Origin of the sequence: Rhizobium sp. BK289, assembly GCF_014193575.1 — a bacterium.
Taxonomy (GTDB): domain Bacteria; phylum Pseudomonadota; class Alphaproteobacteria; order Rhizobiales; family Rhizobiaceae; genus Rhizobium; species Rhizobium tropici_C.
Genome location: NZ_JACHZO010000007.1, coordinates 1 through 26866, shown reverse-complemented (window position 1 = coordinate 26866; position 26866 = coordinate 1). Strand labels below are relative to the sequence as shown.

25 protein-coding genes are annotated in these 26866 nt (G+C 59.6%); 13 read left to right on the top strand and 12 right to left on the bottom strand.

Going from position 1 to position 26866, the window contains the following annotated elements:
- Nucleotides 1–11: 11 nt before the first annotated feature.
- On the top strand, nucleotides 12–2255 hold the full coding sequence (locus tag FHT84_RS14780) for a Wzz/FepE/Etk N-terminal domain-containing protein (protein ID WP_113250635.1): 2244 nt from the start codon (nucleotides 12–14) through the stop codon (nucleotides 2253–2255).
- Here FHT84_RS14780 and FHT84_RS14775 read toward each other — a convergent pair whose 3' ends face one another.
- Nucleotides 2256–3512 carry a GNAT family N-acetyltransferase gene (locus tag FHT84_RS14775; protein ID WP_183763190.1) on the bottom strand — a complete coding sequence of 419 codons (1257 nt, stop codon included), beginning with the start codon at nucleotides 3510–3512 and terminating at the stop codon, nucleotides 2256–2258.
- A gap of 135 nt (nucleotides 3513–3647) precedes the next feature.
- Complete coding sequence (locus FHT84_RS14770; protein ID WP_047627098.1) at nucleotides 3648–3857, bottom strand: DUF2842 domain-containing protein; 210 nt, start codon at nucleotides 3855–3857, stop codon at nucleotides 3648–3650.
- A gap of 112 nt (nucleotides 3858–3969) precedes the next feature.
- Between FHT84_RS14770 and FHT84_RS14765 the strand changes: the two genes are divergently transcribed.
- On the top strand, nucleotides 3970–5073 hold the full coding sequence (locus FHT84_RS14765; protein WP_183763193.1) for a COX15/CtaA family protein: 1104 nt from the start codon (nucleotides 3970–3972) through the stop codon (nucleotides 5071–5073).
- A gap of 22 nt (nucleotides 5074–5095) precedes the next feature.
- Here FHT84_RS14765 and FHT84_RS14760 read toward each other — a convergent pair whose 3' ends face one another.
- The 9 genes from FHT84_RS14760 to FHT84_RS14720 form a co-directional block, all read right to left on the bottom strand.
- Nucleotides 5096–6403, bottom strand: a complete 1308-nt coding sequence (locus tag FHT84_RS14760) for a DUF2778 domain-containing protein (RefSeq protein WP_183763196.1) — start codon at nucleotides 6401–6403, stop codon at nucleotides 5096–5098.
- 429 nt (nucleotides 6404–6832) lie between these two features.
- Complete coding sequence (gene argC / locus FHT84_RS14755; protein ID WP_183763200.1) at nucleotides 6833–7765, bottom strand: N-acetyl-gamma-glutamyl-phosphate reductase; 933 nt, start codon at nucleotides 7763–7765, stop codon at nucleotides 6833–6835.
- Between the two features lie 136 nt (nucleotides 7766–7901).
- Nucleotides 7902–8855 (bottom strand): agmatinase, encoded by a 954-nt coding sequence (gene speB, locus FHT84_RS14750; RefSeq protein WP_113250631.1) that lies wholly within the window; start codon nucleotides 8853–8855, stop codon nucleotides 7902–7904.
- Nucleotides 8836–9213: an antibiotic biosynthesis monooxygenase gene (locus FHT84_RS14745; protein ID WP_113250630.1), complete on the bottom strand. Its 378-nt coding sequence runs from the start codon at nucleotides 9211–9213 to the stop codon at nucleotides 8836–8838. The genes speB and FHT84_RS14745 overlap by 20 nt, the downstream gene beginning before the upstream one ends.
- A 42-nt stretch (nucleotides 9214–9255) precedes the next feature.
- Entirely contained in the window at nucleotides 9256–9591 is a 336-nt protein-coding gene (locus FHT84_RS14740) for a hypothetical protein (RefSeq protein WP_162737024.1), read from the bottom strand.
- Between the two features lie 67 nt (nucleotides 9592–9658).
- A complete protein-coding gene (gene rpsI / locus FHT84_RS14735) occupies nucleotides 9659–10126 on the bottom strand; it encodes a 30S ribosomal protein S9 (protein ID WP_112344181.1) in 468 nt (155 codons plus the stop codon).
- 2 nt (nucleotides 10127–10128) lie between these two features.
- Nucleotides 10129–10593 carry a 50S ribosomal protein L13 gene (gene rplM, locus FHT84_RS14730; RefSeq protein WP_004122374.1) on the bottom strand — a complete coding sequence of 155 codons (465 nt, stop codon included), beginning with the start codon at nucleotides 10591–10593 and terminating at the stop codon, nucleotides 10129–10131.
- A gap of 237 nt (nucleotides 10594–10830) precedes the next feature.
- Nucleotides 10831–11667, bottom strand: coding sequence for an EamA family transporter (locus FHT84_RS14725; RefSeq protein WP_113250628.1), 837 nt, complete (start codon nucleotides 11665–11667; stop codon nucleotides 10831–10833).
- Nucleotides 11668–12515: 848 nt separating this feature from the next.
- Nucleotides 12516–12842, bottom strand: coding sequence for a hypothetical protein (locus tag FHT84_RS14720; protein ID WP_113250627.1), 327 nt, complete (start codon nucleotides 12840–12842; stop codon nucleotides 12516–12518).
- A gap of 111 nt (nucleotides 12843–12953) precedes the next feature.
- Between FHT84_RS14720 and FHT84_RS14715 the strand changes: the two genes are divergently transcribed.
- The 7 genes from FHT84_RS14715 to pstB all read left to right on the top strand — a co-directional run bounded on the left by FHT84_RS14715 (nucleotide 12954) and on the right by pstB (nucleotide 19375).
- Nucleotides 12954–13382, top strand: a complete 429-nt coding sequence (locus FHT84_RS14715; RefSeq protein WP_112344184.1) for a CoA-binding protein — start codon at nucleotides 12954–12956, stop codon at nucleotides 13380–13382.
- Between the two features lie 163 nt (nucleotides 13383–13545).
- A complete protein-coding gene (locus FHT84_RS14710) occupies nucleotides 13546–14829 on the top strand; it encodes an O-acetylhomoserine aminocarboxypropyltransferase (protein WP_113250626.1) in 1284 nt (427 codons plus the stop codon).
- 138 nt (nucleotides 14830–14967) lie between these two features.
- Entirely contained in the window at nucleotides 14968–15312 is a 345-nt protein-coding gene (locus tag FHT84_RS14705; protein WP_113250625.1) for a cupin domain-containing protein, read from the top strand.
- A gap of 315 nt (nucleotides 15313–15627) precedes the next feature.
- A complete protein-coding gene (pstS, locus tag FHT84_RS14700) occupies nucleotides 15628–16599 on the top strand; it encodes a phosphate ABC transporter substrate-binding protein PstS (RefSeq protein ID WP_246698549.1) in 972 nt (323 codons plus the stop codon).
- A 76-nt stretch (nucleotides 16600–16675) separates the two neighbouring features.
- Nucleotides 16676–17647, top strand: a complete 972-nt coding sequence (pstC, locus tag FHT84_RS14695; protein ID WP_095434488.1) for a phosphate ABC transporter permease subunit PstC — start codon at nucleotides 16676–16678, stop codon at nucleotides 17645–17647.
- A gap of 10 nt (nucleotides 17648–17657) precedes the next feature.
- Nucleotides 17658–18509 carry a phosphate ABC transporter permease PstA gene (gene pstA / locus FHT84_RS14690; protein WP_095434489.1) on the top strand — a complete coding sequence of 284 codons (852 nt, stop codon included), beginning with the start codon at nucleotides 17658–17660 and terminating at the stop codon, nucleotides 18507–18509.
- A 29-nt stretch (nucleotides 18510–18538) separates the two neighbouring features.
- Complete coding sequence (pstB, locus tag FHT84_RS14685) at nucleotides 18539–19375, top strand: phosphate ABC transporter ATP-binding protein PstB (RefSeq protein ID WP_113250623.1); 837 nt, start codon at nucleotides 18539–18541, stop codon at nucleotides 19373–19375.
- A 139-nt stretch (nucleotides 19376–19514) separates the two neighbouring features.
- Here pstB and FHT84_RS14680 read toward each other — a convergent pair whose 3' ends face one another.
- On the bottom strand, nucleotides 19515–20762 hold the full coding sequence (locus FHT84_RS14680) for a GGDEF domain-containing protein (protein WP_210278870.1): 1248 nt from the start codon (nucleotides 20760–20762) through the stop codon (nucleotides 19515–19517).
- A gap of 412 nt (nucleotides 20763–21174) precedes the next feature.
- On the opposite strand from FHT84_RS14680, the gene clpP reads away from it, so the two are divergent.
- From clpP to hupB, 4 genes are all read left to right on the top strand, one after another.
- Nucleotides 21175–21807: an ATP-dependent Clp endopeptidase proteolytic subunit ClpP gene (gene clpP / locus FHT84_RS14675; protein ID WP_004122396.1), complete on the top strand. Its 633-nt coding sequence runs from the start codon at nucleotides 21175–21177 to the stop codon at nucleotides 21805–21807.
- Between the two features lie 295 nt (nucleotides 21808–22102).
- Nucleotides 22103–23380, top strand: coding sequence for an ATP-dependent Clp protease ATP-binding subunit ClpX (gene clpX, locus FHT84_RS14670; protein WP_047627083.1), 1278 nt, complete (start codon nucleotides 22103–22105; stop codon nucleotides 23378–23380).
- A gap of 420 nt (nucleotides 23381–23800) precedes the next feature.
- A complete protein-coding gene (gene lon, locus FHT84_RS14665) occupies nucleotides 23801–26221 on the top strand; it encodes an endopeptidase La (protein WP_112344191.1) in 2421 nt (806 codons plus the stop codon).
- A gap of 202 nt (nucleotides 26222–26423) precedes the next feature.
- Nucleotides 26424–26699, top strand: coding sequence for a DNA-binding protein HupB (gene hupB / locus FHT84_RS14660; protein ID WP_015339480.1), 276 nt, complete (start codon nucleotides 26424–26426; stop codon nucleotides 26697–26699).
- Nucleotides 26700–26866 lie beyond the last annotated feature (167 nt).

Genomic DNA, 26866 nt, shown 5'->3' with positions numbered 1-26866 from the left:
AGTTCTTGTATATGTCCGGTGTCAACAACACCCAGCAGGATGTGGACATCGATCTCGCGCAGCTCTTCCGCGCCGTATGGCAGCGGCGGTTGCGCGTCATTGCCATCACGCTGGCAGGGGCCTGTCTGGCCTTTGTCTTCGCGAAGTTCGTGTCACCGGAATATCGCAGCGAGGCGCGTATTCTGATAGAGCAGCGCGCGCCGGCATTTGCGACGACGACGGCCAACAACGACTCCAGTTCGGCGCCCTTGCTGGACGAGCTCAACATTGCCAGCCAGGTGCAGATCCTGCAGTCGGCGGATCTGGTCAAGCAGGTCATTACCAATCTCAAGCTCTACGATCGCACCGAATTCGCCGCCGGCAACAATGGCTCCGCGCTCTCCGATATCCTGGTTAAATTGCACCTGAAGCGCGCTGCTGCCGACAAGGCACCGGAAGAGCGGATGCTGGATGCCTTCAACAGCCGCCTGCAGGTTTACCAGATCAACAGTTCGCGCGTCATCGGCATAAGCTTCACCTCCCGCGATCCGGATCTTGCGGCCAGCGTTCCCAATGCGATGGCGCAGGTCTATCTGTCGATGCAGAGCGGTGCCAAACTCGATTCCAACAGCGAGGCGACACGCTGGTTGGAGCCTGAGATCGCCAAGCTGCGCGAGAAGGTTAGCGAGGCCGAAAAGAAGGTCGCGGATTATCGCTCCGCCAATGGCCTTCTTCAGACCAGCCAGAACAGCAATTTCGCCACGCAGCAGCTTGCGGATATTTCCACTCAGCTCGCTCAGGTGCGCGGCGACCGCGCCAATGCCGAGGCGCGGGCGCAAGCCGTGCGCAGTGCATTGTCCAGCGGCCGTTCCACCGACACGCTCGCCGATGTCTCCGGGTCGCTGAGCATCCAGCGGCTGAAGGCGACGGAATCCGGCCTGGAATCGCAAATCTCGGATTTGTCCACGACACTGATGGATGGTCATCCTCGTCTGAAGAGCCTGCGCGCGCAGCTTGCCGATATCCGGCAGCAGATCAATCGCGAGACCCAGAAAATTCTGGCCAGCATTGAGAACGAGGCAAAGGTGGCGCAGCTGCGCGAACAGCAGCTATTGGCGCAATCGAACACGCTGAAGGCCGCCAGCGCACGGGCAGGGGAGGACGAGGTCGGCCTCAATGCGCTGGAACGCGAGGCGACGGCCGAGCGGCAATTGCTCGAAACCTATCTCGCACGCTATCGCGAGGCCACCTCGCGCGCCGACAAGAATTCGAGCCCTGCCGATGCCCGCGTAGTCTCCACCGCTGTCGAGCCGGCCGATCCGTCTTTTCCGAAGGTCGGTCCCATCGTCATCGTCGCGACCTTGGCGACTTTTATCCTGACTGCCATCGTCATCATGCTCGCTGAGTTGTTCAGCGGCCGGGCATTGCGGCCCATCGGTCCTGCGCGCAGGGAAGCGGCCGCCTCGGCCGAAGCGCCTGGGCAGACCCAGGCCGGCAACCCAGCCGATGCCACAATCAATACCGACATGATGCCGGCTCTCGCCGCTGTCAGGGCAAGCCGCGGCGCGATGCACGCGAGCCTGCTTTCGGTTCCGATGGAGGAAACACCTATCCAGGCCGCGGATCCCGCCATCGGTGGGACAGATGAACCGCAGAACGAAGGTCATGCGGTGGAGGAGGAAGAGGATTTCTCCATCCAATCCGTCGCCGATTATTTGATCGACAACGGATCGCGATTGGCAATCGCGATATCACCGACCGGTGACGACGGATCCACCGCGACGGTGATGCTGGCGCGGACCATCGCCGATGCGGGAAGCCGCGTCGTGCTGGTCGACATGACCGGTTCGGGATGCCCCTCCAGGCTGATGGCCGAACATGGAGAGCTTGCCGGCGTGACGGATCTGCTTTGTGGCGAAGCCGCCTTTGGCGACACGATCCACCCGGATCGGCTGTCGGACGCCCATCTCGTCCCGCAAGGCATGAGTGATCTCGCCCGCGCCATGCGCGGCGCCGACCGCCTTTCGCTGATCTTGGATGCGCTCGGTTCGGCCTATGATATCGTTCTGGTGGAATGCGGCGCGGCCGAAGTTTCCGGCGTCGCGCGGCTGACGCGCAGCAAGGACACGGAAATCATACTTTCCATGCCGGAGCCCGAAGAGGGCCAGTTCATTGCCGCGATGGCGGAGTTCCAGAAAGCGGGCTACGAACACATCATCCTGATGTCCGGATGGCGCGAGGAACATGATCCCGATACGCGCCGCGACGCCGCCTGATCAGTCCCCGTCGGCATCGCCCGCCGGCGGCGCGTCGGCACTGCGGCGTGCCCGTATTCGCTGGATGGAGGCATAGAGCTTTCGATTGGATTTGATCGCCGCTTTCGTGCGCGTCATGCTCCGGTGTGCCGCCGCGGCGAGATGGCCGATGGCCGAGATCGGCAGGAACAGATCATGCTGCACTGTTTCCATCGGGCACCAGGAGCGCTTGTAGATCTGGTCGCCGATGCCGAAATCGAAGAGGGCGGCGCCTTCGCGATGCAGCCGCTCGATCATCAGCCAGAACAGCAATTCGCCGGGGCTCGCCTCGGCAACCAGCGTCTCGTCGATGGAGGCGAACTGGCAGATGACGTGATCTCCCTTTCGGGAAAGGGCTGCGACCGCCGGGATGTGCCCGTCATGCTCGCCCTTCAGGCGTAGCGCGTGCATCTGCAACGTCGCGTCGGACGTGTTGTTTCCGCGCCGGTGCAGCAGCGCGTGCAGCGCGTTTTTGGTCGGAGCATCGTCGAAGACGTCGGGCAGACCGGCATCACGGAAACGGATCGCCTTCTGGCGGAAGAACAGGCCCAGGAGAGCATCCTGCTCATCGGGGCCGCCAATCACATATTCGTAGCCGCCCTTGGCGTCGAGAATTCTGCTTTGATGCTTGAACTTCTTGCGCCGCCGCTTGGCGTTCACCTGCTTCAGGCTTGCTTCGAAACTGCCAAGAAAAGGCATCTGGAAGGCATGGTTCTGGTTTTCGACGGCGGGGAGGGAGGCCAGCGGGCTGGCGCGGCCACGCCATTCGAAAGGTACGTTGCGTAGGATGGCAAGATCCGCCCTGCCGTGCAAAGCGGCCACGATGGCTGCCGCTTGGGCCGAGGTCAATTTGCCATCCGCGAGAAACTCGGCCGAAAACAGGCCGGTGTTGATGTTGCTGTGTCGGCTCCCGATGAATTCTGCGCGCCTTATTCCACGGCTGCGAATGATTTCCAGCGGCAGAATGAAAGCGAGGCGACCTCCGATGGAACCTCGAACGATGGCGAGAGGATGCCGAAAGCTTTCGGCCCAGGCCGCACACCAATCATAGCTCTGGTGCAGCGAGGCGAGATCGTCCTGCTCTAGCATGCGCCATTCCGCTTCCAGCGGTGCCATGCTGTCGACGATGTTGATCCGAAGACGATCAGCTCTGACCGGCTCCATCCGATTGGATGCAGTGCGCCCGTCCGCTGTCTCGGCGGGCGGCGTGCCGGCGATATCTCGCATTTGGGTCTGCATCCGATCTTCTCCGCTCCGGCGGCATTCAAAGGCAGTCTGGCAGGCAACGGCTTATTTTTGGCTTAAGATGAGACAGTCACGCGCTGGAAGGCGCGGATCAGGGTTAGCCTTGTGTAAATCACGGCCAGGCGAGCCTCATTGCGGACGTGGGCCGGCCATCCACTTGATGATGCCCATTGCCGGCAATACCCAGATGATGCCGCTGAAAAAGAAATACAGGAAATGAACCCAGCCGGGTTGATCCGCAAGCGTTCGCACTGCAACGATCATGGCAACGATCGCATAGATTGCAACCAACAGCACGAGCAGGATCATGCCTATGAATTTGCGCAGGCGAAGCGGCACGGGATTTTCTCCTCTTGACGACGACATGCCGCGACGGCATGCCGCAAACTCCCGGGACTTGTTTTGCACGCCCCTATCGGGCAAATCAACAGCCTGATCGAAGGGAGAAGCCATGGCCGCCACTAATTTTACGACCGAACAGGCGATTTTGAAGGAAGTGGCCCGTCAGGACCGCAATCGCCGCGCCATCCGCATCTGGCTTGCCTGCGTGCTTCTGGTTCTGTTCGGCCTCGTGCTGGTGGGTGGGGCGACGCGCCTTACCAATTCAGGCCTGTCGATCACGCAATGGCAGCCGATCCACGGCGTCATCCCGCCGCTGAATGCGCAGGAATGGGAAGAGGAGTTCACCCTCTACAAACGCATCCCGCAATTCCAGATCCTGAACAAGGACATGACGGTCGACGAGTTCAAGACCATTTTCTGGTGGGAGTGGGCGCATCGTCTGCTGGCGCGCACCATCGGCATCATCTTTGGCGTGCCGTTGCTGTTCTTCGTTCTGACCGGCCGTGTCGAACGGAAGCTCTGGCTGCCGCTGGCCGGCATTTTCGTGCTTGGCGGTCTTCAGGGGGCGATCGGCTGGTGGATGGTCTCTTCAGGCCTGGAAGCGCGCACCGATGTCAGCCAATATCGCCTGGCCACCCATCTCGTCACCGCCTGTCTGATCTTCGCCGCCTGCATGTGGTTCATGCGCGCCTTGTCGCCGCATTCGAACGAACCGCCGCCGACGCGTTATTCGGCGATGCTTGCCGGTCTCATCGCCTTCATGGCGCTGTTCCAGATCTATCTCGGCGCACTGGTCGCCGGCCTCGATGCCGGCCTCTCCTATAATACCTGGCCGCTGATGGACGGCGCTATCGTACCTGGAGACCTCTTCATACAGTCGCCGGGCTGGATCAATTTCTTCGAGAACCCGAAGACGGTCCAGTTCGTCCACCGTCTCGGCGCCTATGCGCTGTTCATCGTCGTCGCCTTCAACATGATCATCTCGGTGCGGGCAGCGCCGCAAACCACGCATGCGCGCCGCTCCGTCGTCGTGTTCGTGCTGGTGCTGATCCAGGCGATCCTCGGCATTTCGACCCTGCTGCTGCATGTGCCGCTCGATCTGGCCCTTGCGCATCAGGCAGGCGCCTTGATCGTCTTCGGCTTCGCCATTGCCAACTGGCGTGGTTTCTACGGCGAACTGCCGCATCAGACGTCGATTGTCGTGGGAAATTGAGGCGTGCCGCGCCTCGATCCCTTTAGCGCGCCGAGGCGACGCTTGCAGCCGACGACACGCGCGGGACCACTTTCAGACGCTTGATTTCGCCACGCTTGAAGGCGGCCAGAAAGCGGTTGTAATCCTTGAAGACCACGCAGCCATTCGATTCGGCACGACCTCCTCTGAGCATGTAGGTGTGAGCCAGCAAGCCGTCGCGGCCGTAGATGCGGGCGCCGTTTGCAGGTGTCAGGCGCAGCGCCTGCACACCGTGAAACAGGCTTTCCCTATAGGTCAGATTATAAGTTTCGGGCGGCGTCGGGCCGGTATTCTTGCGGTCGACATAGCGGGGATTGTCACGCATCAGACCGAGGCCGGAATGGGCCTCGAGGCGCTCGCCGCTCGGCAGATAGACGGTCTTCGCCTCGATATCGTAGATCGCAGTGCCTGCGCCGGGGCTGATGGCAGCGAAGGGATTGATGAAGGGCTTCGTCTTGCGCACGGAACTGTCGTCCGGATCCGCATAGGCCATCAAGCGCGATGACGGCTGAGCCGCAGTGTCGTTGCCCGTTGCCTTGGCGATAGCGGCGGTGGCGCCGGCGCGCTCTACCGGTGTTTCGCGGGCAGGGCGGGCCACGGGGATGACGTTGAGCACGGCCTCGGCCACGGCAATGTCGGCATCCTTGGCGGGCAATGGCTTCGCTTCGGCAACGGCAGGCAGGCTCACCGCGGGTGCTGCCGCGGCAATGGCAGCCGGCTGCGCGGTCGTGTTTACGGGGCTTGCAGCCGGTCTCAGGGCCGCGGCATATTTCACCTGGTTCAGCTGCTGCACGGCGATAGCGAAGTTTACGGCGATTACTTTACGCAGACGGTCGATCGTCTCCGGCGGAGCAGCGGCTACTTCGATACGGCCGCTTTTGATGCTTGCCGCCGCGTTTTGTGCCTGCTTGATCTCGGAGGCCTGCTGCGCCAGGGCATTCGCCAGTTGCAAGCGAACCGCGTCCGCGCCGGCGGCTTTCGCTTGAACTTCTGCGTCAGCCATGCCGCCGAAACGGCTCTGTCCATGCAGCGATGTCGTCTGCGCGGCGAGATGGGCGGGACGCATCACATGGTTTTGCGGGACAATGAAGGCCGAGGCGCGCGGCGCAAGGAAATTGTCGGACGAAGCCGCGCCGGGAAGCGACAGCACCATCGATTGCGTTGTCATGAGCGTCGCGGCAATCCAGGCGAAAGCCGCTACGGCAGCGCCGGTTGCCAAGGTACCGGGACGGATTCGGAAGGATTTTTTCGATCGCGGGGCGTAGCCGGAACGCGAATTGAAGTTACCGAAGGTCTCGGTCGCAAACGCCATGATACTCGTTATCCAAACTACACAGACACCACGCCGGCTCAAAAACGCACACGCGCCCTAACGCGAAAGCCGCGTCCGGCCGCCGACTTGCCGACTGTCTGGAAGCATGCCGAATTATGGTAACCAATTCCTTTACGATGGTTCATTCTCGGATATTCATTGAAAAAAGGGATAGCTTTGAACGCCCTGTTCGTTCAGTCAGTGAAGCCGTTAAAGAGCAAATCCGCCCGCCAATTGGTCGCGGAGCCTCATGGCCGATCACATTTCCGTGCAGTGCCAGCTAATTTAGTGAGAAGGCGGAAATAAGGCTGAGCGGATTTGTGCGCTTGAAATCGCGAATGGGCTGCTGCCGATATAAGAAAACCCGGCCTTGTCGATCCTTTGCGGAGGACGGGCCGGGTTGGTGAAGCGTCACCTGTGTCGGGCGATTTAAGCGCCGAGCATCAGATCCATGTTCTGCACGGCTGCACCCGATGCGCCCTTGCCGAGATTATCGAGCAGCGCCACCAGATTGACCTGCGCGCCGCCCGGCGTGCCGAAGACGAAGAGCTTCATCGTGTCTTGGCCGGCAAGTTCGACGGCATTGACGCGGGGAAGGGCGCGGCTCTCATCGAGCGAGACGACCTGGACGATATCCTGGCCGGCATAATGCTCGACGAGCGCAGCATGGATGCTTTCGAGCGTTGCACCCTCCGCCAGATCGCCGAGATGCAGCGGCACCTGCACGATCATACCCTGGGGGAAACGCCCCACGGATGGCGAAAAGATCGGTGCCCGGTCGAGCAGGCCATGCGTCGTCATCTCGGGCACGTGCTTGTGGGTCAGCGGCAGCCCGTAGAGGAAGTGCGGCGCGGCGATCGCATCCGGATGATCCGGATTTTCCATCTGCGCGATCAGCTGCTTGCCGCCGCCGGTGTAGCCGGAAACGGCGTTGACCGTCACGGGATAGTCCGCCGGAATAATGCCGGCGGCGCGCAGCGGCCGGATGAGGCCGATCGCACCCGTCGGATAGCAGCCGGGATTGGCGACGAAACGCGAAGACTTGATCCGATCGCCCTGATCCTTGTCCATTTCCGCGAAGCCATAGGCCCAATCGGGGTGGATACGAAAGGCCGTCGAGGTGTCGATGACGCGAACATTATTGTTGGCAGCCACCATCTTTACCGCTTCCTTCGACGCATCGTCGGGCAGGCAGAGAATGGCGATATCGGCGCTGTTCAGCATGTCCTCGCGCATGGCGGCATTGCGCCGCTCGGCTTCCGGAATGGACAAAAGCTCGACATCGCGGCGGTCGGCCATGCGCGTGCGGATCTGCAAGCCCGTGGTGCCGTGTTCGCCATCGATGAAAATCTTCGGTGCCATCGTATTCCCGCTCTTTCAATAGGTTGAGAGTGTTTCCGGACTCAGTTTGCCATGCAGTTGATTCAATTTCATAACGGCCGCTTCGGAGGCAGCACGACGGTCTTCAAAAACCGCCGCGCTGTTCCGAAATCGTGCGTCAGCGACCGCTCGCACGTCGTTCGGCGTGGAGACCGAGCATATACATCGCCACGGTCGCGCCCGCAATGGCGGTGATGTCGGCGTGATCATAGGCGGGCGAGACCTCGACGACATCGGCACCCCTGATGTCGAGCTGATGCAGTCTCTGCAGCACCGACAGGATCTTGGCGCTGGAGGGACCTCCGGCGACCGGCGTTCCCGTGCCCGGCGCATAGGCGGGGTCGAGGCAGTCGATGTCGAAGGTCAGGTAGGTCGGCGCACCCTTGGTATGGGAGATGATCGTAGAGGCGATATCGGCGGCGCTCATCTCCTCGACCTGGTGGCCGTAAAGAATCTGGATGCCGAAATCGTCAGGCGCATGCGTGCGGATGCCGATCTGGAGGGAGCGGTCCGGATCGATCAGCCCCTCACGCACGGCGCGGGCGACGAAGGATCCGTGATCGATGCGTCCGCCGTCATCGAACCACGTATCCTGATGGGCGTCGAACTGCACCAGCGCCAGCGGCCCGTGCCTGGCGACATGCGCCTTCAACAGCGGCCAGGTGATGAAGTGATCGCCGCCGAGGGTCAGCAAGAAGGCGCCACTGTCGAGGATCGTCCTTGCCTGCCGCTCGATCGCTGCCGGCGTATCCTGATGATTGCCATAGTCGAGCAGGCAGTCGCCATAGTCGATGACGGCCATCTCGGCGAAGAGATCGCGGTTGAAGGGATATTGCGGATCATTGTCGAAGATCGCCGAAGCACGACGGATTGCCTGCGGACCGAAGCGCGTTCCCGGCCGGTTGGAGGTCGCGGCATCGAAGGGAATGCCCCACACCACTGCATCGACGCCATCAAGCAACTTGGAAAAGCGGCGGCGCATGAAGGAGAGCGCGCCTGCGAAGGTCGGGTCGCTGGCCGCAGAGGTCAGGCTGGTCGCCGTGAAGGCATGGTCAATCGACGTGCTCGGCAAGAGTATCTCCTTTGTTCAGCTGGAAATCATAGGCCCGTTCTATTCGTCCTATGCGAACCTTGTATTGTTCGTACCAGCGCTCGCGCCCGAGTTTTTGCGCGGCCAGATGCGACACCACATTCTTCCAGGCAAGAATGCTTTCCTCGTCCCGCCAGAAGGAGTTGGTGATGCCGAAGCCATCGGCGCCTCTCGCGCTTTCGAGCCCGAGACAGCCGTCTTGCGCCAGCGCCAACGTCTCCATGCGCTCGCCCATGGCGCCGTAACCATTGTCTCCTTCCGTTCGGACCGAAGCGAAGGAAACGATGTAGTAGGGCGGCTCGGGGGTCGCCGCAAAACGGGATGTTCTGTGCGTGCTCATGGCGTGCCTCACGGGTTAATCGCAGACGAATATGCGTGACGCTTATTTGCCCGATCTGGCGGTGCATTGATACGCCTTTTTCACGCAGGCGATCTGCGGCGTCGAGCAGTCGGCCCGCCCATCTGTCACGACACAATAGGAGCAGCTGTCGTTGAACTCGCGGCAATCCGGGTTCGCCTGAAGAAAATCCTTCATGCTCTGCATATCCGCGGCGCTTTCGGCAGGCTCGACCGGTTTGGCATCGTCGCATGGGGCGGGCGAGACGCTGACGATCAGGAGCAGCAGCGGAAAGACGAATCTATGCATTGAACTCTCCCTTAGCTTGTGGTCGGACCTTGCCACAAAACCGGTCCCCTTGCCTTGGCGAATCTGCATCATTTTCAATGCCGCAAAGAAAAAGGCCAGGAAACCCCGGCCTTTCCAATGTCTGATCTCGGATAAGCGATTAACGCTTGGAGAACTGGAACGAACGACGTGCCTTTGCACGGCCGTACTTCTTGCGTTCGACGACGCGGCTGTCGCGGGTCAGGAAGCCGCCCTTCTTCAGGACCGAGCGCAGGCCCGGTTCGAAGTAGGTCAGCGCCTTGGACAGGCCGTGGCGAACGGCACCGGCCTGGCCGGAAAGACCGCCGCCGGCAACGGTTGCGATGATGTCGAACTGGCCGTCACGGGCAGCAGCGACGATCGGCTGACGCAGGATCATCTGCAGGACCGGACGGGCGAAATAAGCCGTGTAGTCCTTGCCGTTGACGATGATCTTGCCGGAGCCGGCCTTGACCCATACGCGGGCGACGGCGTCCTTGCGCTTGCCGGTCGCGTAGGAGCGGCCGAACGAGTCGACCTTGCGGACGTGAACCGGAGCAGCAGCTTCCGATGCCGTGCCGAGATCCTTCAGGGAGGAGAGGTCAGCCATTGTCAGGCGCTCCTTACGTTCTTCTTGTTCAGCTTGGCGACGTCGAGAACGACGGGCTGCTGGGCTTCGTGGGGATGGTTCGAGCCGGCGTAGACGCGCAGGTTCTTCATCTGGCGACGGCCGAGCGGACCGCGGGGAACCATGCGCTCGACGGCCTTCTCAACGACGCGCTCCGGGAAGCGGCCTTCGATGATCTGGCGAGCCGTACGCTCCTTGATGCCGCCGGCATAACCGGTGTGCCAGTAGTAAACCTTGTCTTCGTACTTCTTGCCGGTGAAGACGACCTTGTCGGCATTGATGACGATGACGTTGTCGCCGTCGTCGACGTGCGGCGTGAAGGTAGCCTTATGCTTGCCGCGCAGACGCATTGCGATGATAGAAGCGAGACGGCCAACGACAAGCCCTTCGGCGTCGATGAGAACCCACTTCTTCTCCACCTCTGCAGGCTTCTGGGAGAAGGTTGCCATGTTGCATACTCTCTTTTAGGACCCTTGGCCCGGAGGCGTCTGGGCGTTTCTTGTTGCTTGGTTTGACGCGCAAGGATGCGTGCCAAAAAGAAAGCAGCCCGGAAAGGCTGCAATCTGCGGCGGCTTATAGAGCGATTAGGCTCCTGGGTCAATATCGCCAGATCGGATGACTATAAAAAATATGCATAAAAATCAATGGCTTGTATTTGTGGTATAGTAAAACCACACATTTTGCCGTCAGCCAAGCCGTAAAATCAGCACTCCGGCGGCGATAATGGCGCCGGCAATATAGCGCCAGATGCTGGAGCGCTCCTTCAAGACGACGACGGAGATGATCAAAGCAAAAAGGATCGATGACTCGCGCAAGGCGGCAACCATCGCCACCGGCGCCTTCGTCATCGCCCACAATGCCAGTCCGTACGAGGCGATCGAACCGCCGCCGCCGATAAACCCGCGCCACCAGTTATACCGGATGTGGGCGGCGACCGCACCGACACCGCGTTGCGAGATCGCCCAGGCGAAAAGGAGAATGGGAGGCAGTAGCGCCATCCATAGGGTATAGGAAACCGAATTGCCCGATATCCGGGCGCCGACGCCGTCGACATAGGTATAAGTCGCGATGACGACGGCATTGGCAAGCGCAAGCATGATGGCCCGGCGTCCACCCTTCCGTGCCTCGAAGGCCAGCGTCAATATGCCGGCGCAGATCGTCATCGTGCCGATCAGCGCGCCGCCCGAGAGCGTCTCCTTGAGGATGAAGCTGCTGGTCGAGACAATGATAAGCGGCGCCACGCCGCGCATCAGCGGATAGACGAGCCCGATGTCTCCGGCGCGATAGGCGGCGGCGACAAGCTGGAAATAGGCAAATTGCAGGATGGCCGAAGCGCCGATGAACGGCCAGGCGGGAGCGGCCGGCAAGGGGAGGAACGGCACCAAGGGGAGCGCTGCAACCGCGCCACCGGCCGACACAAGTGCCGCATCGAGCGATTTATCGGTTCCGGCCTTGATGATCGCATTCCACGTCGCATGCAGCAGGGCGCCGAAAAGAACGAGCGCGATAACGTCGAAAGACACGAAAAACCTCGGAGATTAACGGATCAGGCGCAGATGCTTGGCATTTTGTGGGAGTCAGGCTTTCATATGATCCGCAATACATCAAAAAGCAACGAAATATACTCTGATATAAAGACTTGCCTCATCTCGGCCAAATTCGAGCGGCCGGCATTTGAAGGGGGTTCCTTCTATGTTCCAAATCCCTCTTCCGCACATTATAAGTGGCTAATTTATTGGGGTATGAAGCGCGAACAAATATCGCATGTCCTGTGAACGCGTGAGTAGCATTAGACACCACTTACTTAAAAACGACAGTGCGCTCCGTCGGCGAAAGGCCTGGAGTGGGTCATGGCAAAGCCGCGTGGGTGAAAATCGTGGGCAAAAGGCGACATAACGTCAGCTGAGCTATCGAACTTAGCGGCTAATTCTGCAAATAATGAAAAATATTTCCATTTGATATCACTATGGCTGGCGGACGCCACGTTGAAAAACAAACCTTGTCTCAAGTATAGAAACTGCAAAGTCGCCGAGATTCAGGGTATATCTCCGCACGATCACGAAAATTATTCTGTGGATAATTTATGGGACATCATGTTTTCCATGTTCGCAATCGGTTCTCATTTCAAACGCGACTACATGAGTTATTTCTAATTTATATGCGAATGAATAGAGAACAAAGATTGCATTTCCTGCGAACGTAACTTCGCGGCCTGCGGGAATCTATGCAAACGCTTCAAAAACTGCTTTGAATGCAAGCGTGGGACATGATGCGCAAGGCCTCTATGTCGATAGCATGCCACCTCAATGACAATCATTGGTTGTGTCTAGGGGCTGGAGCATCTTCGATGGCCAGCCTTGGCGCATGGCAATCAGCGTCGGAAAATCAATTCGTCGTCGTCGAAATCGGTGGCCGGCCGGCACGTATAGACGGGGCAGGAGGCTCGGTCCTTGGTGGGAAGGTAATCCTGATAGGCATAGTAACCGACATCGCATGAGTCGGCGTTTGCGACATACCGGTCGTAAAGCGTCATGTTGGGTGTCCTTCTGGCCGGATAGCGCATGATGACCGCGCGCTCGCGGTTGATCACGGCCCTCGCTTCGGCGCAGGTCATGGACATTGAATTATACCGAGATATGGCGAGAGCCGGGGTGGCGGCGGAAGCAATTGCCAGGCCCAACAGCACGATTTTTTTCATCGGAGCAATCCTCCCTGAAGTTGTTATAATACAGTATATACGTGGATGCGGTCGCTGCGGTTTCCATATTTGCGAGAAAACGCAAGTGTGATCGAAGTGGGAGGCTTCGTGATGAACCACGACAATTATGACGATTCCTATATTGCCGATATCCTTCTATCGGTAAGGACCATTGCACTTGTGGGCGCTTCGCCCAATCCTGCTCGCCCAAGTAACGGAGTGATGGCCTATCTTTTGAACAGAGGCTATCGCGTCATCCCCGTCAATCCCGGGCAGGCCGGCAAGGAAATCCTCGGACAATGGGTCTATGCGCATCTGGCCGACATTCCCGAGCCTGTCGATATGGTCGACGTGTTCCGGGCGCCCGAATATCTTCGGTCCGTCGTCGAGGAAGCCATCATGATCGACCCGCGGCCACCGGTCATCTGGGGACAGCTCGGCGTGCGTGATGATGCGGCGGCGGCAAGAGCCGAGGCGGCGGGTCTCAGGGTCGTAATGGACCGTTGCCCGGCCATCGAATATCCGCGTCTGGTCGCCTGATCGGGACGAAGCGTGGCAGACCCCGGCCGATTATCGCGCGAACCCACTGAAATATGGCAAGTTTTTTCCGTGAGCCGAAGAGCATGGCAAAGTTCGCGGTTAACTTTCATGTCCCGGCCGCTATGATCTTCCCAGCACAATAAGTTTGGTGGGAGGGAAGATCATGCCGACGAACAATCCTGGCTTCGACACGCTGGCAATCCATGCGGGCGCGCAGCCTGATCCAGCGACCGGCGCCCGCGCGACGCCGATCTATCAGACGACATCCTTTGTTTTTCAGGATGCGGATCATGCCGCCGCGCTGTTCGGATTGCAGCAGTTCGGCAATATCTATACCCGCATCATGAACCCGACGCAGGCCGTGCTCGAAGAGCGGGTGGCGGCTCTCGAAGGCGGAACGGCAGCGCTTGCGGTTGCCTCGGGTCACGCGGCTCAGTTGCTGGTCTTCCACGCCATCATGCAGCCGGGCGACAATTTCGTCGCCGCCAGTCGGCTTTACGGCGGCTCGGTCAATCAGTTCGGTCAATCCTTCAAGAACTTCGACTGGCGGGTGCGCTGGGCCGATCCAGCGGATCCCGCCACCTTCGAGGCGCAGATCGACGGGCGCACCCGCGCCATCTTCATCGAAAGCCTTGCCAATCCGGGCGGCACCTTCGTCGACATCGCCGCGATCGCAGCTATCGCACATAAGCACGGCTTGCCGCTCATCGTCGACAACACCATGGCTAGCCCCTATCTCATCCGGCCGCTGGAGCATGGCGCCGATATCGTCGTGCATTCGCTGACGAAATTCCTCGGTGGCCACGGCAATTCCATGGGCGGTATCATTGTCGACGGCGGTACGTTCGATTGGTCGGCCTCGGGCAATTATCCGATGCTGTCCTCGCCGCGGCCGGAATATAATGGCATCGTGCTGCACGCGACCTTCGGCAATTTTGCCTTCGCCATTGCCTGCCGCGTTCTCGGCCTGCGCGATCTGGGACCGGCAATTTCGCCATTCAACGCCTTTCTGATTCTCACGGGGATCGAGACGCTGCCGCTGCGCATGCAGCGCCACTCCGACAATGCCCTTGCCGTCGCGCGTTGGCTGAAGGGCCGGGAGAAGATAGCCTGGGTCAATTATGCCGGTCTGGAGGATGATCCGAACCATGCCTTGCAGCAGCGCTACTCGCCGAAAGGGGCCGGCTCTGTCTTTACCTTCGGCCTGAAGGGTGGATATGAAGCGGGCAAGGGACTGGTGGAAGGGCTGGAGCTCTTCTCGCATCTCGCCAACATCGGCGACACGCGCTCGCTCGTCATCCATCCGGCCTCGACGACGCATAAGCAGTTGACCGACGAACAGAAGGTCGCTGCCGGCGCCGGTCCGGACGTTGTGCGCCTCTCCATCGGCATCGAGGACGTCAAGGACATCATAGCCGACTTGGAGCAGGCGCTCGCAAAAGTCTGAAGCCTGAACCGAAAGAAGGCCGAAAAAGCTCGACAGCGCCTTTGACCGCAGCGTATTTCATGTTGTCTCGGTCCGCGATCGCCGAATGGTGATTGCGGGCTTTTGATCTTGGCGAAACGTGATCGACAGGGGACTTGAGTGGCAACCTATCTGCAACTGGATGTCGATGGCGTGGTGCCCGAGACAGGTGCGCCCGCAGCGGATCGTCTCATTTCAGGAGCTCCGATTTTTCGAACCTGGAACCTCGACGAGGCCGATGGCGGCCTTTATGCCGGTGTCTGGGAAGCAACGCCGGGCAAATGGAGGATCGTCTATGACGAGTGGGAGTACTTCCACATTCTCTCCGGCTATTCCATTGTGACAGCTGACGACGGCGAAGCCTTTCATCTGCGTGCAGGCGACCGCCTCATCTTGAAGCCGGGCTTCAAGGGGATCTGGGAAGTCATTGAAACGACTCGCAAGGATTATGTGATCCGTCTCTGACGACGTCGTTGAATCAAAACATGAAGTTCGCGTTCGCCTGCTGCCCGCGGCGGTCCGTTCCGTGCGGATCCGTGATGACCGTGATGATTGCCACAGGTTGTGTCACCGCCGCTTCATTAAACTGTCATCAAACTGAAACAATGCGGCATTAGAGCCATCACTGTCGCCAGGAGGTCGAGGTGGGGTTCCTAACCGATGGGATACTTCGTGCTCAGCTTCTGCCCGCCATCCCTTTCATCACTCTGGGAAGTGAGTTCAATCATGTTGAATCAGAAATTTCGTTCGCTTTGCCTGACTGCAGGCTTCATCGCGGCTATGTCCGTTTCGGCCTCGGCTGCCGACATCACGGGCGCCGGCTCGAGCTTCATCGCTCCGGTTCTGTCCAAGTGGGCCGAAGGCTACAAGGCAGCGACGAACAATGTCGTCAACTATCAGTCGGTCGGTTCGGGCGCCGGCATCAAGCAGCTTCTCGACAAGACCATCGTATTCGGCGCTTCGGACAAGCCGATGAGCGACGCTGACCTCGAGAAGAACGGCATTGCCCAGTTCCCGATGATCTCCGGCGGCATCGTCGTCTCCTATAACGTCGAAGGCGTAAAGCCGGGCGAACTCGTTCTCGACGGCAAGACGCTGGCCGACATCTTCCTCGGCAAGATCACCAAGTGGGACGATGCGGCCATCAAGGCTCTCAACCCGGACGTGAAGCTGCCTTCCACGCCGATCTCCGTCGTTTACCGCGCCGACAGCTCGGGCACGACCTTCAACTTCACCGACTACCTGTCGAAGGTTTCGCCGGAATGGAAGGAAAAGGTTGGCTCGAACACCGCCGTTGAATGGCCTGTTGGATTCGGAGCCAAGGGCTCGGAAGGCGTTTCCACCACCGTCAACCAGACGGCTGGTTCGATCTCCTACGTTGAATATTCCTACGTCGTCGCCAACCACATCGGTTTTGCGAAGATGAAGAACGCTGCCGGCAAGGTTATCGAGCCAAGCCTGGAAACGTTCAAGGCTGCCGCTTCCAACGCCGATTGGGCCAAGGCCAAGAACTTCAACCTGATCATCACCAATCAGCCGGGCGAAAAGAGCTGGCCGATTGCCGCCTCGACCTGGGTTCTGCTCTACAAGAAGCCGGCCGACGCTGCTAAGAACGAAGAAGCGCTGAAGTTCTTCAAGTGGTCCTATGAGCATGGCCAGAAGGACGCGGCCGCCCTGTCTTATCTCGCGGTCCCGGACAATGTTGTCGAGATCGTCGAGAAGTCTTGGAAGACGGACTTCGGCACGAAGTAATTTGTGCTAGGCGAGAAAATTGCGGCGGGCAGGGTTTTTCCCTGTCCGCCTTTCGTGACAGGACAAGGGGAAATCGATGGCTGACGCGACTCAGATGGCGGGCTTTCAGGCTGTGAATACCTCCGCCGCGACCAGAAAATTCCGAATCCAGGATCGGATTTTCTATTTGATGACGCTTGGCTCGGCTGTTCTTGTCGTGCTTCTGCTGCTGGCAATCCTCGTGGTTCTTGTCATCGATGCCTTGCCCACATTTCAGACCTTTGGCTTGTCGTTCCTTTGGGGCACCAAGTGGAGCGCGCCGGCCGATATTTATGGCGCCGTGCCTGCCGTCGTCGGTACGCTTGTAAGTTCGTTCATCGCCATGCTGATTGCTGTTCCCCTCGGCATCGGCATCGCCATATTCCTGACGGAACTTTGCCCCGGCAGCCTGCGCCGTCCGATCAGCACCGCCATCGAGCTTCTGGCGGGCGTTCCCTCCATTATCTACGGCATCGTCGGCCTGTTCATTCTGGTGCCGCTGATGCAGAACTATATCCTGCCCTTCCTGATCGCGACGGTCGGCCAGGTGCCGGTGATTGGCCTGCTGTTCCAGCCGCCGGCCCCGGGCGTCGGCCTGCTGACGGCAAGCCTCGTGCTCGCCGTCATGATCCTGCCCTTCATCACCGCAATCTCCCGCGACGTATTCAGCACCGTGCCGCCGATGCTGCGCGAATCCGCCTACGGCATGGGCATGACCACATGGGAAGTGGCCCGCCACATCCTGATCCCCTACACACGCCGCGGCCTCGTCGGCGGCATCATGCTCGGCCTCGGCCGCGCTCTTGGCGAAACCATGGCCGTTACCTTCGTCGTCGGCTCGGTAAGCCGTCTGCAATCGTCGATCATTTCGCCGTCCACCACCATTTCCGCCCAGATCGCGAACAACTTCGGCGATGCCGACGGTCTGCAATTGTCGAGCCTGATTGCGCTCGGCCTGCTTCTGTTCGTCCTTTCCTTCTGCGTGCTTGCCGCAGCGAGGTGGATGATCGGCCGCGGCGACTCGCTCTGAGGGAAAAACCATGGAAAATGCAGTTCGTCAGAATCTCGTGTCGAGGCGTTATACGAAGAACAAAGTGATGATGGCCCTGTCCTTCCTCGCGGCCATTCTCGGTATATTCTTTCTCAGCGTGATCCTTGTCAGCCTGGTTTATCGCGGTGTGTCGGCGCTTAGCCTCGACGTGTTCACCATGTCGATCCCGGCTCAGGGCTCGCGCGGCGGTCTGATAAACGCAATCTACGGCACGGTGCTGGTCACCGGCTGCGCCATCCTGATCGCCGCGCCGATCGGCATTCTCGCCGGCACCTACCTGGTGGAATATGCCAACGGCACCAAACTTGCCGAGGCTGCCAAGTTCATCAACGACATTCTGCTGTCCGCACCCTCGATCATCGTCGGCGTGTTCGTCTACGGCGCCGTGGTCGTGCCCATGCACGGCAACTCCGCCATCGCGGGTATCCTCGCATTGGCGCTGATCGCGCTCCCGGTCGTCAACCGTACGACGCAGGACATGCTGTTGCTGGTGCCGAATGCGCTTCGTGAAGCGACCGCCGCGCTCGGTGCGCCGCGTTGGAAGTCCATGATGATGGTGATCTACCGTTCCGCCTGGACCGGCATTCTCACCGGCATTCTGCTGGCCATCGCCCGCATCAGCGGCGAAACCGCACCGCTTCTCTTCACTGCCGGCTACAGCAAATTCATGAATACGGGCCTGACCGGTCCGATCGCCACGCTGCCGGTTGCCATCAACACGCTTGCCGCCGATGCCGGCGAGGATCTCAAACAACTGGCCTGGGCCGGCGCGCTGATCATCACCGTTGCCATCCTTGCGCTGAACATCCTTGCCCGTGTCCTGAGTGGGCGCCGCCAATGACGCAGCCGTCGAACGATAGGAATGAGACCATGAACATGAGCGACAGCAAATTCCAGAGCGTCAACGCACAACAGGGGAAGGACGCTGCTTCCCAGTCGGATCTCGGTGCGCTCGCGAAGCTCGAGGTGAAGAACCTCGATTTCACCTATCAGAACGGCCATCGCGTTCTGAAGAGCGTGAACATGAATATCCGCAAGAATGCGGTCACCGCTTTCATCGGCCCTTCGGGTTGCGGCAAGTCCACGCTGCTGCGCACCTTCAACCGCATGTATGATCTTTATCCGGGCCAGACGGTTGCCGGCGAGATCCTGCTTGATGGCCGCAATATCCTGACCAAGGACGTCGATCTGAACGATCTGCGCGCCAAGGTCGGCATGGTGTTCCAGAAGCCGACGCCGTTCCCGATGTCCATCTACGAAAACGTCGCTTTCGGTATCCGCCTCTATGAGAAGATCTCCAAGGCGGAAATGGACGTCCGCGTCGAGGCGGCGCTGACGGAGACCGCGCTGTGGAGCGAGGTCAAGGACAAGTTGCACCAGAGCGGACTTGGCCTTTCCGGCGGCCAGCAGCAGCGCCTCTGCATTGCTCGCGCCATCGCTATTCGCCCCGAAGTCCTGCTGCTCGACGAGCCGACCTCGGCTCTCGACCCGATCTCGACCGCCAAGGTCGAGGAATTGGTATCGCAGCTGAAGGGTGATTTCACGATCGTCATCGTCACGCACAACATGCAGCAGGCAAGCCGCATCTCCGACAGCACCGCCTTCATGTATCTGGGCGAACTCATCGAATATGGCGCGACCGAGCAGATATTCCAGGCGCCGAAGGTCAAGCGCACGGAAGACTACATCACCGGTCGTTACGGTTGATACGGACGGAGATTGCCGCGTAATCTGTGAAGGCGCGCTGCCGAAGCGCGCCTTTTGTGTTCAGGATGGCCCCTTTGCGGGGCAGTCGTGCGATTTGATCAAACCAAAGCCCATGCGATGGATGTGCCGAACGAGCCGGTCACATCCTGGCGAGCGTGCCCATGCGCCTCAGAGCATGAATCTGATCGTCAAGGGTCGGCACAAGCTCGCCGTCGTCGGCGCCCGGCGCTGCCTCCGCCTCCTTCGCAGTTTCCATTTCATTGAAGACGATGGTGCAGTTGCGGCCGGCGCGCTTGGCGGCATAAAGCGCGCGATCCGCGAATGAGACCAGGCGGTCCCAGCTGACGGTGTCGCGCGGCATGATCGAAACGCCGATGCTGACGGTTGCCGGCACCAGCGTGCGCCCAGCAAGCAGCGGCACACGGCAGAAATCGGCGCGGATGGTTTCGGCCAAGGCTTCGGCCTGGGACTGATCTTCTATGGGAACGAAGGCGACGAATTCTTCTCCACCCATTCGGCCGAACGCACCGCTGCGCGGCACGAACTGCCGGGCAATACGGGCAAATTCTGTCAGAACGGCATCGCCCGTCTGATGGCCGTGGCGATCGTTGATCTTCTTGAAGTGATCGAGGTCGAACAGCAGCGCGGCGAGCTTCTGTGGCCGCTGTTGCTGTCCTTCTCCGGCGAGAATCTCATAGCTTTCCTGAAGCCCGCGCCGGTTCAGAACCCCCGTCAGCGCATCGGTGATGGAGATCGCCCGCCAGCGACGCTCGGCGCGCTCCATCAGCAGCTTGCCGTTCAGAACGATGGCAACGATGATGAGCAGCCCGTAGCCGAGCGCCATATAACCGCGATAGATCATGGCCTCTTCCAGCGAGGGGGCTACAAGCACCATCCAGAGAGCCGAGCCGAAACAGAAGCAGGCGAGGCCCATGAAGACGATGCCGAGCTGCCCGCGCGCCGGCTCGCGGCGGCCATCGGCCGGGTGGACGGCAAAGGCGAGCAAGGTCGCGCCGACGGCACCGGCAAGATCGTAGACAATGACGCGATTGGCGAAATTGCCGCTGACCCAAGGCAGACTGACGCCGACCACCCAGATGACAGGCGGCAGGAGTGCCGACCATTCCAGCTTGCGCTTGTCCATCAAGCGGAACCCGGCAATCCATGCGCTTTCGCCGAGCAGCGCCACCGCATTGCCGATCTGGATCGACCAGATGTCGGGAACGACGCCGCGAGCCGCCACCAGCGCGAATCCAACCGCGCTGACCGTAAATCCGATGGCCCAGATCAGATAGGTGGGGGATTTGCGATCGTGCCTCCAGGCGAAGAGCAGTACGGTCGCCAGGGTGATGGCTTCCGAGCACCAGATGGTCAGACCCGTGGTCATATTCAGCACGATGGGTGTTTCTCCACTCCCTTCGGATCGTTGGCACAAACGCGCAACGATTCTCGCGATTGGCCCATCCTTGCCGAATAAGATGGTAAGTTCATTAAATGAGTTGGTAAATTTTACTTGTGTCTTCGAATTCTCGTCGGATCGGGGTAACTTTCATGCTTCCTTCACCTTGCGGCCGGGAAATGCAGTGGGCAGCCGGTGGCGCGGCGCCATGGCATCTTGGCATTCGAGGCGCGGTGTTTAGAAATGCTTTGCCGACGCCCCCGCAGGCATTACTGCTTTTTGACGATATGCTTTTGCGCGTCTTGAAGTGAAGGGCAGGGACACTCTATGTAGGAGTAAAGGATTTTTACTCCGATTCCCGGCGTTTCCGTCGCCGGGGCAAGTTTGATAAAGGACGCACATGAGAAATCCAGTCGATACAGCTATGGCTCTGGTGCCGATGGTTGTTGAGCAGACCAATCGTGGGGAACGGTCTTACGACATCTATTCCCGACTGCTGAAGGAACGCATCATTTTCCTGACCGGGCCGGTTGAGGACCATATGGCGACGTTGGTGTGCGCCCAGCTTCTCTTCCTCGAGGCCGAAAACCCGAAGAAGGAAATTGCGCTTTACATCAATTCGCCGGGTGGTGTCGTGACCGCCGGCATGGCGATCTACGACACGATGCAATTCATCAAGCCGGCCGTTTCGACGCTCTGCATCGGCCAGGCTGCGTCCATGGGCTCGCTGCTGCTTGCCGCAGGCGACAAGGACATGCGTTTCGCCACGCCGAATTCGCGCATCATGGTTCACCAGCCCTCGGGCGGTTTCCAGGGCCAGGCTTCTGATATCGAGCGCCATGCGCGCGACATCATCAAGATGAAGCGCCGCCTGAACGAAGTTTATGTCAAGCATTGCGGTCGGACCTACGAGGAAGTTGAACAGACGCTCGATCGTGACCATTTCATGTCCTCCGACGAGGCCAAGGAATGGGGTCTTATCGACAAGGTGCTGACGTCGCGTACCGAAATAGAAGGTGAAAGCGCCTCGTGATTTATCCACGAGGCGGTGACTTCTACGCCACAGTTCTATCCCATTTGTGATCGAATAGGGGTTTAATGTGGAACGGAACGCGGTAATAGTAAGATTCATGCTATGTAGCGTTTTTGTGACATGGCATTCGGCATTCGAAGGGGGATCGTTGCCACGCAGTTCTGGTCTTTGACCGATCTGCGTTCAGTACCCTGAAGGGCGCCGCGATCTGCAAACGAGGGGCAGGTCCGGCGGGCGCATTGAGTGGACCGCGATTTCGATCTGGAAATTGGCGGCGTGCTGGAAGGAAAGTGATATGAGCAAAGTCAGCGGCAGCAACGGCGGCGACTCGAAGAACACGCTTTATTGTTCGTTCTGCGGTAAGAGCCAGCATGAAGTCCGGAAGCTGATTGCCGGACCGACCGTCTTCATCTGCGACGAGTGCGTCGAGCTATGCATGGACATCATCCGCGAGGAAAACAAATCCTCGATGGTGAAGTCCCGTGACGGCGTTCCGACCCCGCAGGACATCATCAAGGTTCTCGACGAATACGTCATCGGCCAGCGGCAGGCGAAGAAGATCCTCTCCGTTGCCGTTCATAACCATTACAAGCGTCTCGCACACGCATCGAAGAATGGTGACGTCGAGCTGGCGAAGTCGAACATCATGCTCGTCGGTCCGACCGGTTGCGGCAAGACCTATCTGGCTCAGACGCTCGCGCGCATCATCGACGTGCCTTTCACCATGGCCGATGCGACGACGCTGACCGAAGCGGGCTATGTCGGCGAAGACGTCGAAAACATCATCCTCAAGCTGCTGCAGGCCGCCGATTACAATGTCGAGCGCGCACAGCGTGGTATCGTCTACATCGACGAAGTCGACAAGATTTCCCGCAAGTCGGACAATCCGTCCATCACGCGTGACGTCTCGGGCGAGGGCGTGCAGCAGGCGCTCCTGAAGATCATGGAAGGCACGGTGGCTTCGGTTCCCCCGCAGGGCGGCCGCAAGCATCCGCAGCAGGAATTCCTGCAGGTGGATACGACCAACATCCTCTTCATCTGCGGCGGCGCTTTCGCCGGCCTCGACAAGATCATCTCCGCCCGTGGCGAGAAGACTTCGATCGGCTTCGGGGCGACCGTCAAGGCACCGGATGACCGCCGCGTCGGCGAAGTGCTGCGCGAGCTGGAGCCGGAAGATCTGGTGAAGTTCGGCCTCATCCCGGAATTCATCGGCCGTCTGCCGGTTCTGGCGACGCTGGAGGACCTCGACGAGGATGCGCTGATCCAGATCCTGTCCGAGCCGAAGAACGCGCTCGTCAAGCAGTATCAGCGTCTGTTCGAGATGGAAGATGTCGAGCTGACCTTCCACGAGGATGCGCTGCGCGAAATCGCCCGCAAGGCGATCGTCCGCAAGACGGGCGCCCGCGGTCTGCGTTCCATCATGGAGAAGATCCTGCTCGACACCATGTTCGAGCTGCCGGCACTGGAAGGCGTGCGCGAAGTGGTCATTTCCGAGGAAGTGGTCCGCGGCTCTGCCCGCCCGCTCTACATCTATGCCGATCGGCAGGAAGAAAAGGCCAACGCAACGGCCTGACGCCCGCATCTGCGATCACGAATCGGGGGCTCGTCGTCGACGGGCCCCTTTCTGTTTGAAAAATCGTGCAGTTTGCTGATAAAGTCTTGGATAAGCTTATAGGAACGCGGTCGAAACCGGTTGTGAAGAGCCTCTGCTGCAGCCATCATGGAATGATTCTGGAGCATCTGGCGAGTTGGGCATGAGCCCGGTGTTCTTCCTCGGATTCCGCTTCGCCGGTGATTGTTTTGAGTGGCCGGGCTTCGTGTTTGTTGTTGCGTTCCTCCTCGTAAACGAGCGGGGCTGCCGTGTGACGGCGGCATGTCTCGCATGACTTGAAATAGGTAGTGTGAAGCTCCACTTGTTTACCAAGTGAGAGAGCCGGCTAATCCCTCCCAGCCGGCAGAGAGCCCGGGAACGGGACGACGGAAAGGAAATAAGATGAGTAAGAAAACGTCTGCGGCACACGAGAGCATTGCCTATCCGGTTTTGCCGTTGCGCGACATCGTGGTTTTCCCCCACATGATCGTGCCTTTGTTCGTCGGACGGGAGAAATCCATTCGGGCGCTGGAAGAGGTCATGGGTTCGGACAAGCAGATCATGCTGGTCACCCAGATCAATGCCAGCGATGATGATCCCGCGCCGGACGCCATCCACAAGGTCGGTACCGTTGCCAATGTTCTGCAGCTGCTGAAACTGCCCGACGGCACCGTGAAGGTGCTGGTCGAAGGCCGTGCGCGCGCAGAGATAGACGAATATACCGGCCGCGAGGATTTCTATGAAGCCCTCGGCCACGTTCTGCACGAGCCGGAGGAAGACCAGGTCGAGCTGGAAGCGCTGAGCCGCTCCGTCGTTTCGGAATTCGAAAGCTACGTGAAGCTCAACAAGAAGATCTCGCCGGAAGTGGTTGGCGCTGCCAGCCAGATCGACGATTATTCGAAGCTGGCCGATACTGTCGCCTCGCATCTGTCGATCAAGATCACCGAGAAGCAGGAAATGCTGGAAACCACCAGCGTTAAGGCTCGCCTTGAAAAGGCGCTCGGCTTCATGGAAGGCGAGATTTCGGTTCTGCAGGTCGAGAAGCGCATCCGCTCGCGCGTCAAGCGCCAGATGGAGAAGACGCAGCGCGAATATTACCTGAACGAGCAGATGAAGGCGATCCAGAAGGAGCTCGGCGACGGCGAGGAAGGCCGCGACGAGATGGCCGAACTGGAAGAGCGCATCTCCAAGACCAAGCTTTCCAAGGAAGCCAAGGAAAAGGCCGATGCGGAGCTGAAGAAGCTGCGTCAGATGAGCCCGATGTCGGCGGAAGCCACCGTGGTGCGCAATTATCTCGACTGGCTGCTGGGTATCCCCTGGCACAAGAAGTCGAAGATCAAGGCCGATCTGAACAATGCCGAGAAGATTCTCGAAGCGGATCATTTCGGCCTGGAAAAGGTCAAGGAACGCATCGTCGAATATCTGGCCGTCCAGGCGCGCGCGACCAAGATCAAGGGACCGATCCTGTGCCTCGTCGGCCCTCCGGGCGTCGGCAAGACCTCGCTTGCCCAGTCGATCGCCAAGGCGACCGGCCGTGAGTATGTCCGCATGGCGCTTGGCGGCGTTCGCGACGAAGCCGAGATCCGCGGTCACCGCCGCACTTATATCGGCTCGATGCCCGGCAAGGTCATCCAGTCGATGAAGAAGGCCAAGAAGTCCAACCCGCTCTTCCTGCTGGACGAAATCGACAAGCTCGGCCAGGACTATCGCGGCGATCCGTCTTCGGCCCTGCTGGAGGTGCTGGACCCGGCGCAGAACTCGACCTTCATGGATCACTACCTGGAAGTCGAATATGACCTGTCGGACGTGATGTTCATCACGACGGCGAATACCTTGAATATCCCTGCACCCCTGATGGACCGCATGGAGATCATCCGTATCGCCGGCTATACCGAAGACGAGAAGCGCGAAATCGCCAAGCGGCACCTGCTGCCGAAGGCCATCAAGGAACATGCGCTGCAGCCGAATGAATTCTCGGTCAGCGACGATGCCCTGATGGCGATCAGCCAGCAGTACACCCGCGAAGCCGGTGTGCGTAACTTCGAGCGCGAATTGATGAAGCTCGCCCGCAAGGCGGTCACCGAGATCATCAAGGGCAAGACCAAGTCCGTTGCGATCACCGCTGCGAATATCGACGAATATCTGGGCGTTCCGCGCTTCCGCCATGGCGAAGCCGAGCGCGAGGATCAGGTCGGTGTCGTGACCGGTCTCGCCTGGACGGAGGTCGGTGGCGAGCTGCTGACGATCGAAGGCGTGATGATGCCGGGGAAGGGCCGCATGACGGTCACCGGCAACCTGAAGGAAGTCATGAAGGAATCGATTTCGGCGGCCGCGTCTTACGTCCGTTCGCGCGCCGTCGATTTCGGCATCGAACCGCCGCGCTTCGACAAGAGCGACATCCACGTGCATCTGCCGGAAGGTGCGACGCCGAAGGATGGTCCGTCGGCCGGTGTTGCCATGGCAACCGCGATCGTCTCGATCATGACCGGCATCCCGGTTTCCAAGGATGTGGCCATGACGGGTGAAATCACGCTGCGCGGCCGCGTGCTGCCGATCGGCGGCCTGAAGGAAAAGCTGCTGGCGGCACTGCGCGGCGGCATCAAGAAGGTGCTGATCCCGGAAGAAAACGCCAAGGATCTGGCGGAGATTCCGGACAACGTGAAGAACAGCATGGAAATCATCCCCGTGTCGCGTATGGGTGAGGTGATCAAGCACGCGCTTGTTCGCCGGCCCGAGCCGATCGAATGGGACGGCACCGTGGAAACGCCTGTAATTGCTACCGTTGAAGGCGTTGACGAAGTCGGTTCGACCATCGCTCATTGAGGCTCTTCGCCTCAATTCTGTCGAATTGATCCAAAAGGCGAAAAGACCGGCAATTTTGCCGGTCTTTTTTTGTGAAAAGCGCACGGCGGTGCTTGCTTTTCCTTGATTTGCAGGGCTTTTGGGGTTGCGGCGGGTAAGAGCATTCCTATTTTGCGCCCCGCTTACTGATAAGTCGTTTCATACCAAAGAAAGGGGTGGAAACATGAACAAGAATGAGCTCGTGTCCGCAGTGGCCGAGAAGGCCGGTATCACGAAGGCTGACGCTGCTTCCGCTGTTGACGCTGTTTTCGATACTGTCCAGGCTGAACTGAAGAAGGGCGGCGACATTCGCCTCGCTGGTTTCGGCAGCTTCACCGTTTCCCACCGTGCAGCCACGAAGGGCCGTAACCCGTCCACCGGCGCTGAGGTCGATATTCCTGCTCGCAACGTACCGAAGTTCACGCCCGGCAAGGGCCTGAAGGACTCGGTCAACAGCTAATTCGTTTTCACCCGCCGCGAGGCTTTGCCTTGCGGGTGGACAACATCGGGGCCCGCGTTTGCGGGCCCTTTTTTATATCGATAAATAAACCTCCACCTACGGTGGAGGACTGGACGAGTTCTACACGGTAGTTGAGAGACCTCCTGCTTGAACCGCTGGGGTGGCCC

Bases quoted from the DNA above. Each gene is read 5' to 3' on its own strand.
- FHT84_RS14780 (WP_113250635.1), top strand. From the start codon at position 12: ATGTCCGGTGTCAACAACACCCAGCAGGATGTGGACATCGATCTCGCG.
- FHT84_RS14775 (WP_183763190.1), bottom strand. From the start codon at position 3,512: ATGCAGACCCAAATGCGAGATATCGCCGGCACGCCGCCCGCCGAGACA.
- FHT84_RS14765 (WP_183763193.1), top strand. From the start codon at position 3,970: ATGGCCGCCACTAATTTTACGACCGAACAGGCGATTTTGAAGGAAGTG.
- FHT84_RS14760 (WP_183763196.1), bottom strand. From the start codon at position 6,403: ATGGCGTTTGCGACCGAGACCTTCGGTAACTTCAATTCGCGTTCCGGC.
- argC (WP_183763200.1), bottom strand. From the start codon at position 7,765: ATGGCACCGAAGATTTTCATCGATGGCGAACACGGCACCACGGGCTTG.
- FHT84_RS14745 (WP_113250630.1), bottom strand. From the start codon at position 9,213: ATGAGCACGCACAGAACATCCCGTTTTGCGGCGACCCCCGAGCCGCCC.
- FHT84_RS14740 (WP_162737024.1), bottom strand. From the start codon at position 9,591: ATGATGCAGATTCGCCAAGGCAAGGGGACCGGTTTTGTGGCAAGGTCC.
- rpsI (WP_112344181.1), bottom strand. From the start codon at position 10,126: ATGGCTGACCTCTCCTCCCTGAAGGATCTCGGCACGGCATCGGAAGCT.
- rplM (WP_004122374.1), bottom strand. From the start codon at position 10,593: ATGGCAACCTTCTCCCAGAAGCCTGCAGAGGTGGAGAAGAAGTGGGTT.
- FHT84_RS14720 (WP_113250627.1), bottom strand. From the start codon at position 12,842: ATGAAAAAAATCGTGCTGTTGGGCCTGGCAATTGCTTCCGCCGCCACC.
- FHT84_RS14715 (WP_112344184.1), top strand. From the start codon at position 12,954: ATGAACCACGACAATTATGACGATTCCTATATTGCCGATATCCTTCTA.
- FHT84_RS14710 (WP_113250626.1), top strand. From the start codon at position 13,546: ATGCCGACGAACAATCCTGGCTTCGACACGCTGGCAATCCATGCGGGC.
- pstS (WP_246698549.1), top strand. From the start codon at position 15,628: ATGTCCGTTTCGGCCTCGGCTGCCGACATCACGGGCGCCGGCTCGAGC.
- pstC (WP_095434488.1), top strand. From the start codon at position 16,676: ATGGCTGACGCGACTCAGATGGCGGGCTTTCAGGCTGTGAATACCTCC.
- pstA (WP_095434489.1), top strand. From the start codon at position 17,658: ATGGAAAATGCAGTTCGTCAGAATCTCGTGTCGAGGCGTTATACGAAG.
- pstB (WP_113250623.1), top strand. From the start codon at position 18,539: ATGAACATGAGCGACAGCAAATTCCAGAGCGTCAACGCACAACAGGGG.
- FHT84_RS14680 (WP_210278870.1), bottom strand. From the start codon at position 20,762: ATGACCACGGGTCTGACCATCTGGTGCTCGGAAGCCATCACCCTGGCG.
- clpP (WP_004122396.1), top strand. From the start codon at position 21,175: ATGAGAAATCCAGTCGATACAGCTATGGCTCTGGTGCCGATGGTTGTT.
- clpX (WP_047627083.1), top strand. From the start codon at position 22,103: ATGAGCAAAGTCAGCGGCAGCAACGGCGGCGACTCGAAGAACACGCTT.
- lon (WP_112344191.1), top strand. From the start codon at position 23,801: ATGAGTAAGAAAACGTCTGCGGCACACGAGAGCATTGCCTATCCGGTT.
- hupB (WP_015339480.1), top strand. From the start codon at position 26,424: ATGAACAAGAATGAGCTCGTGTCCGCAGTGGCCGAGAAGGCCGGTATC.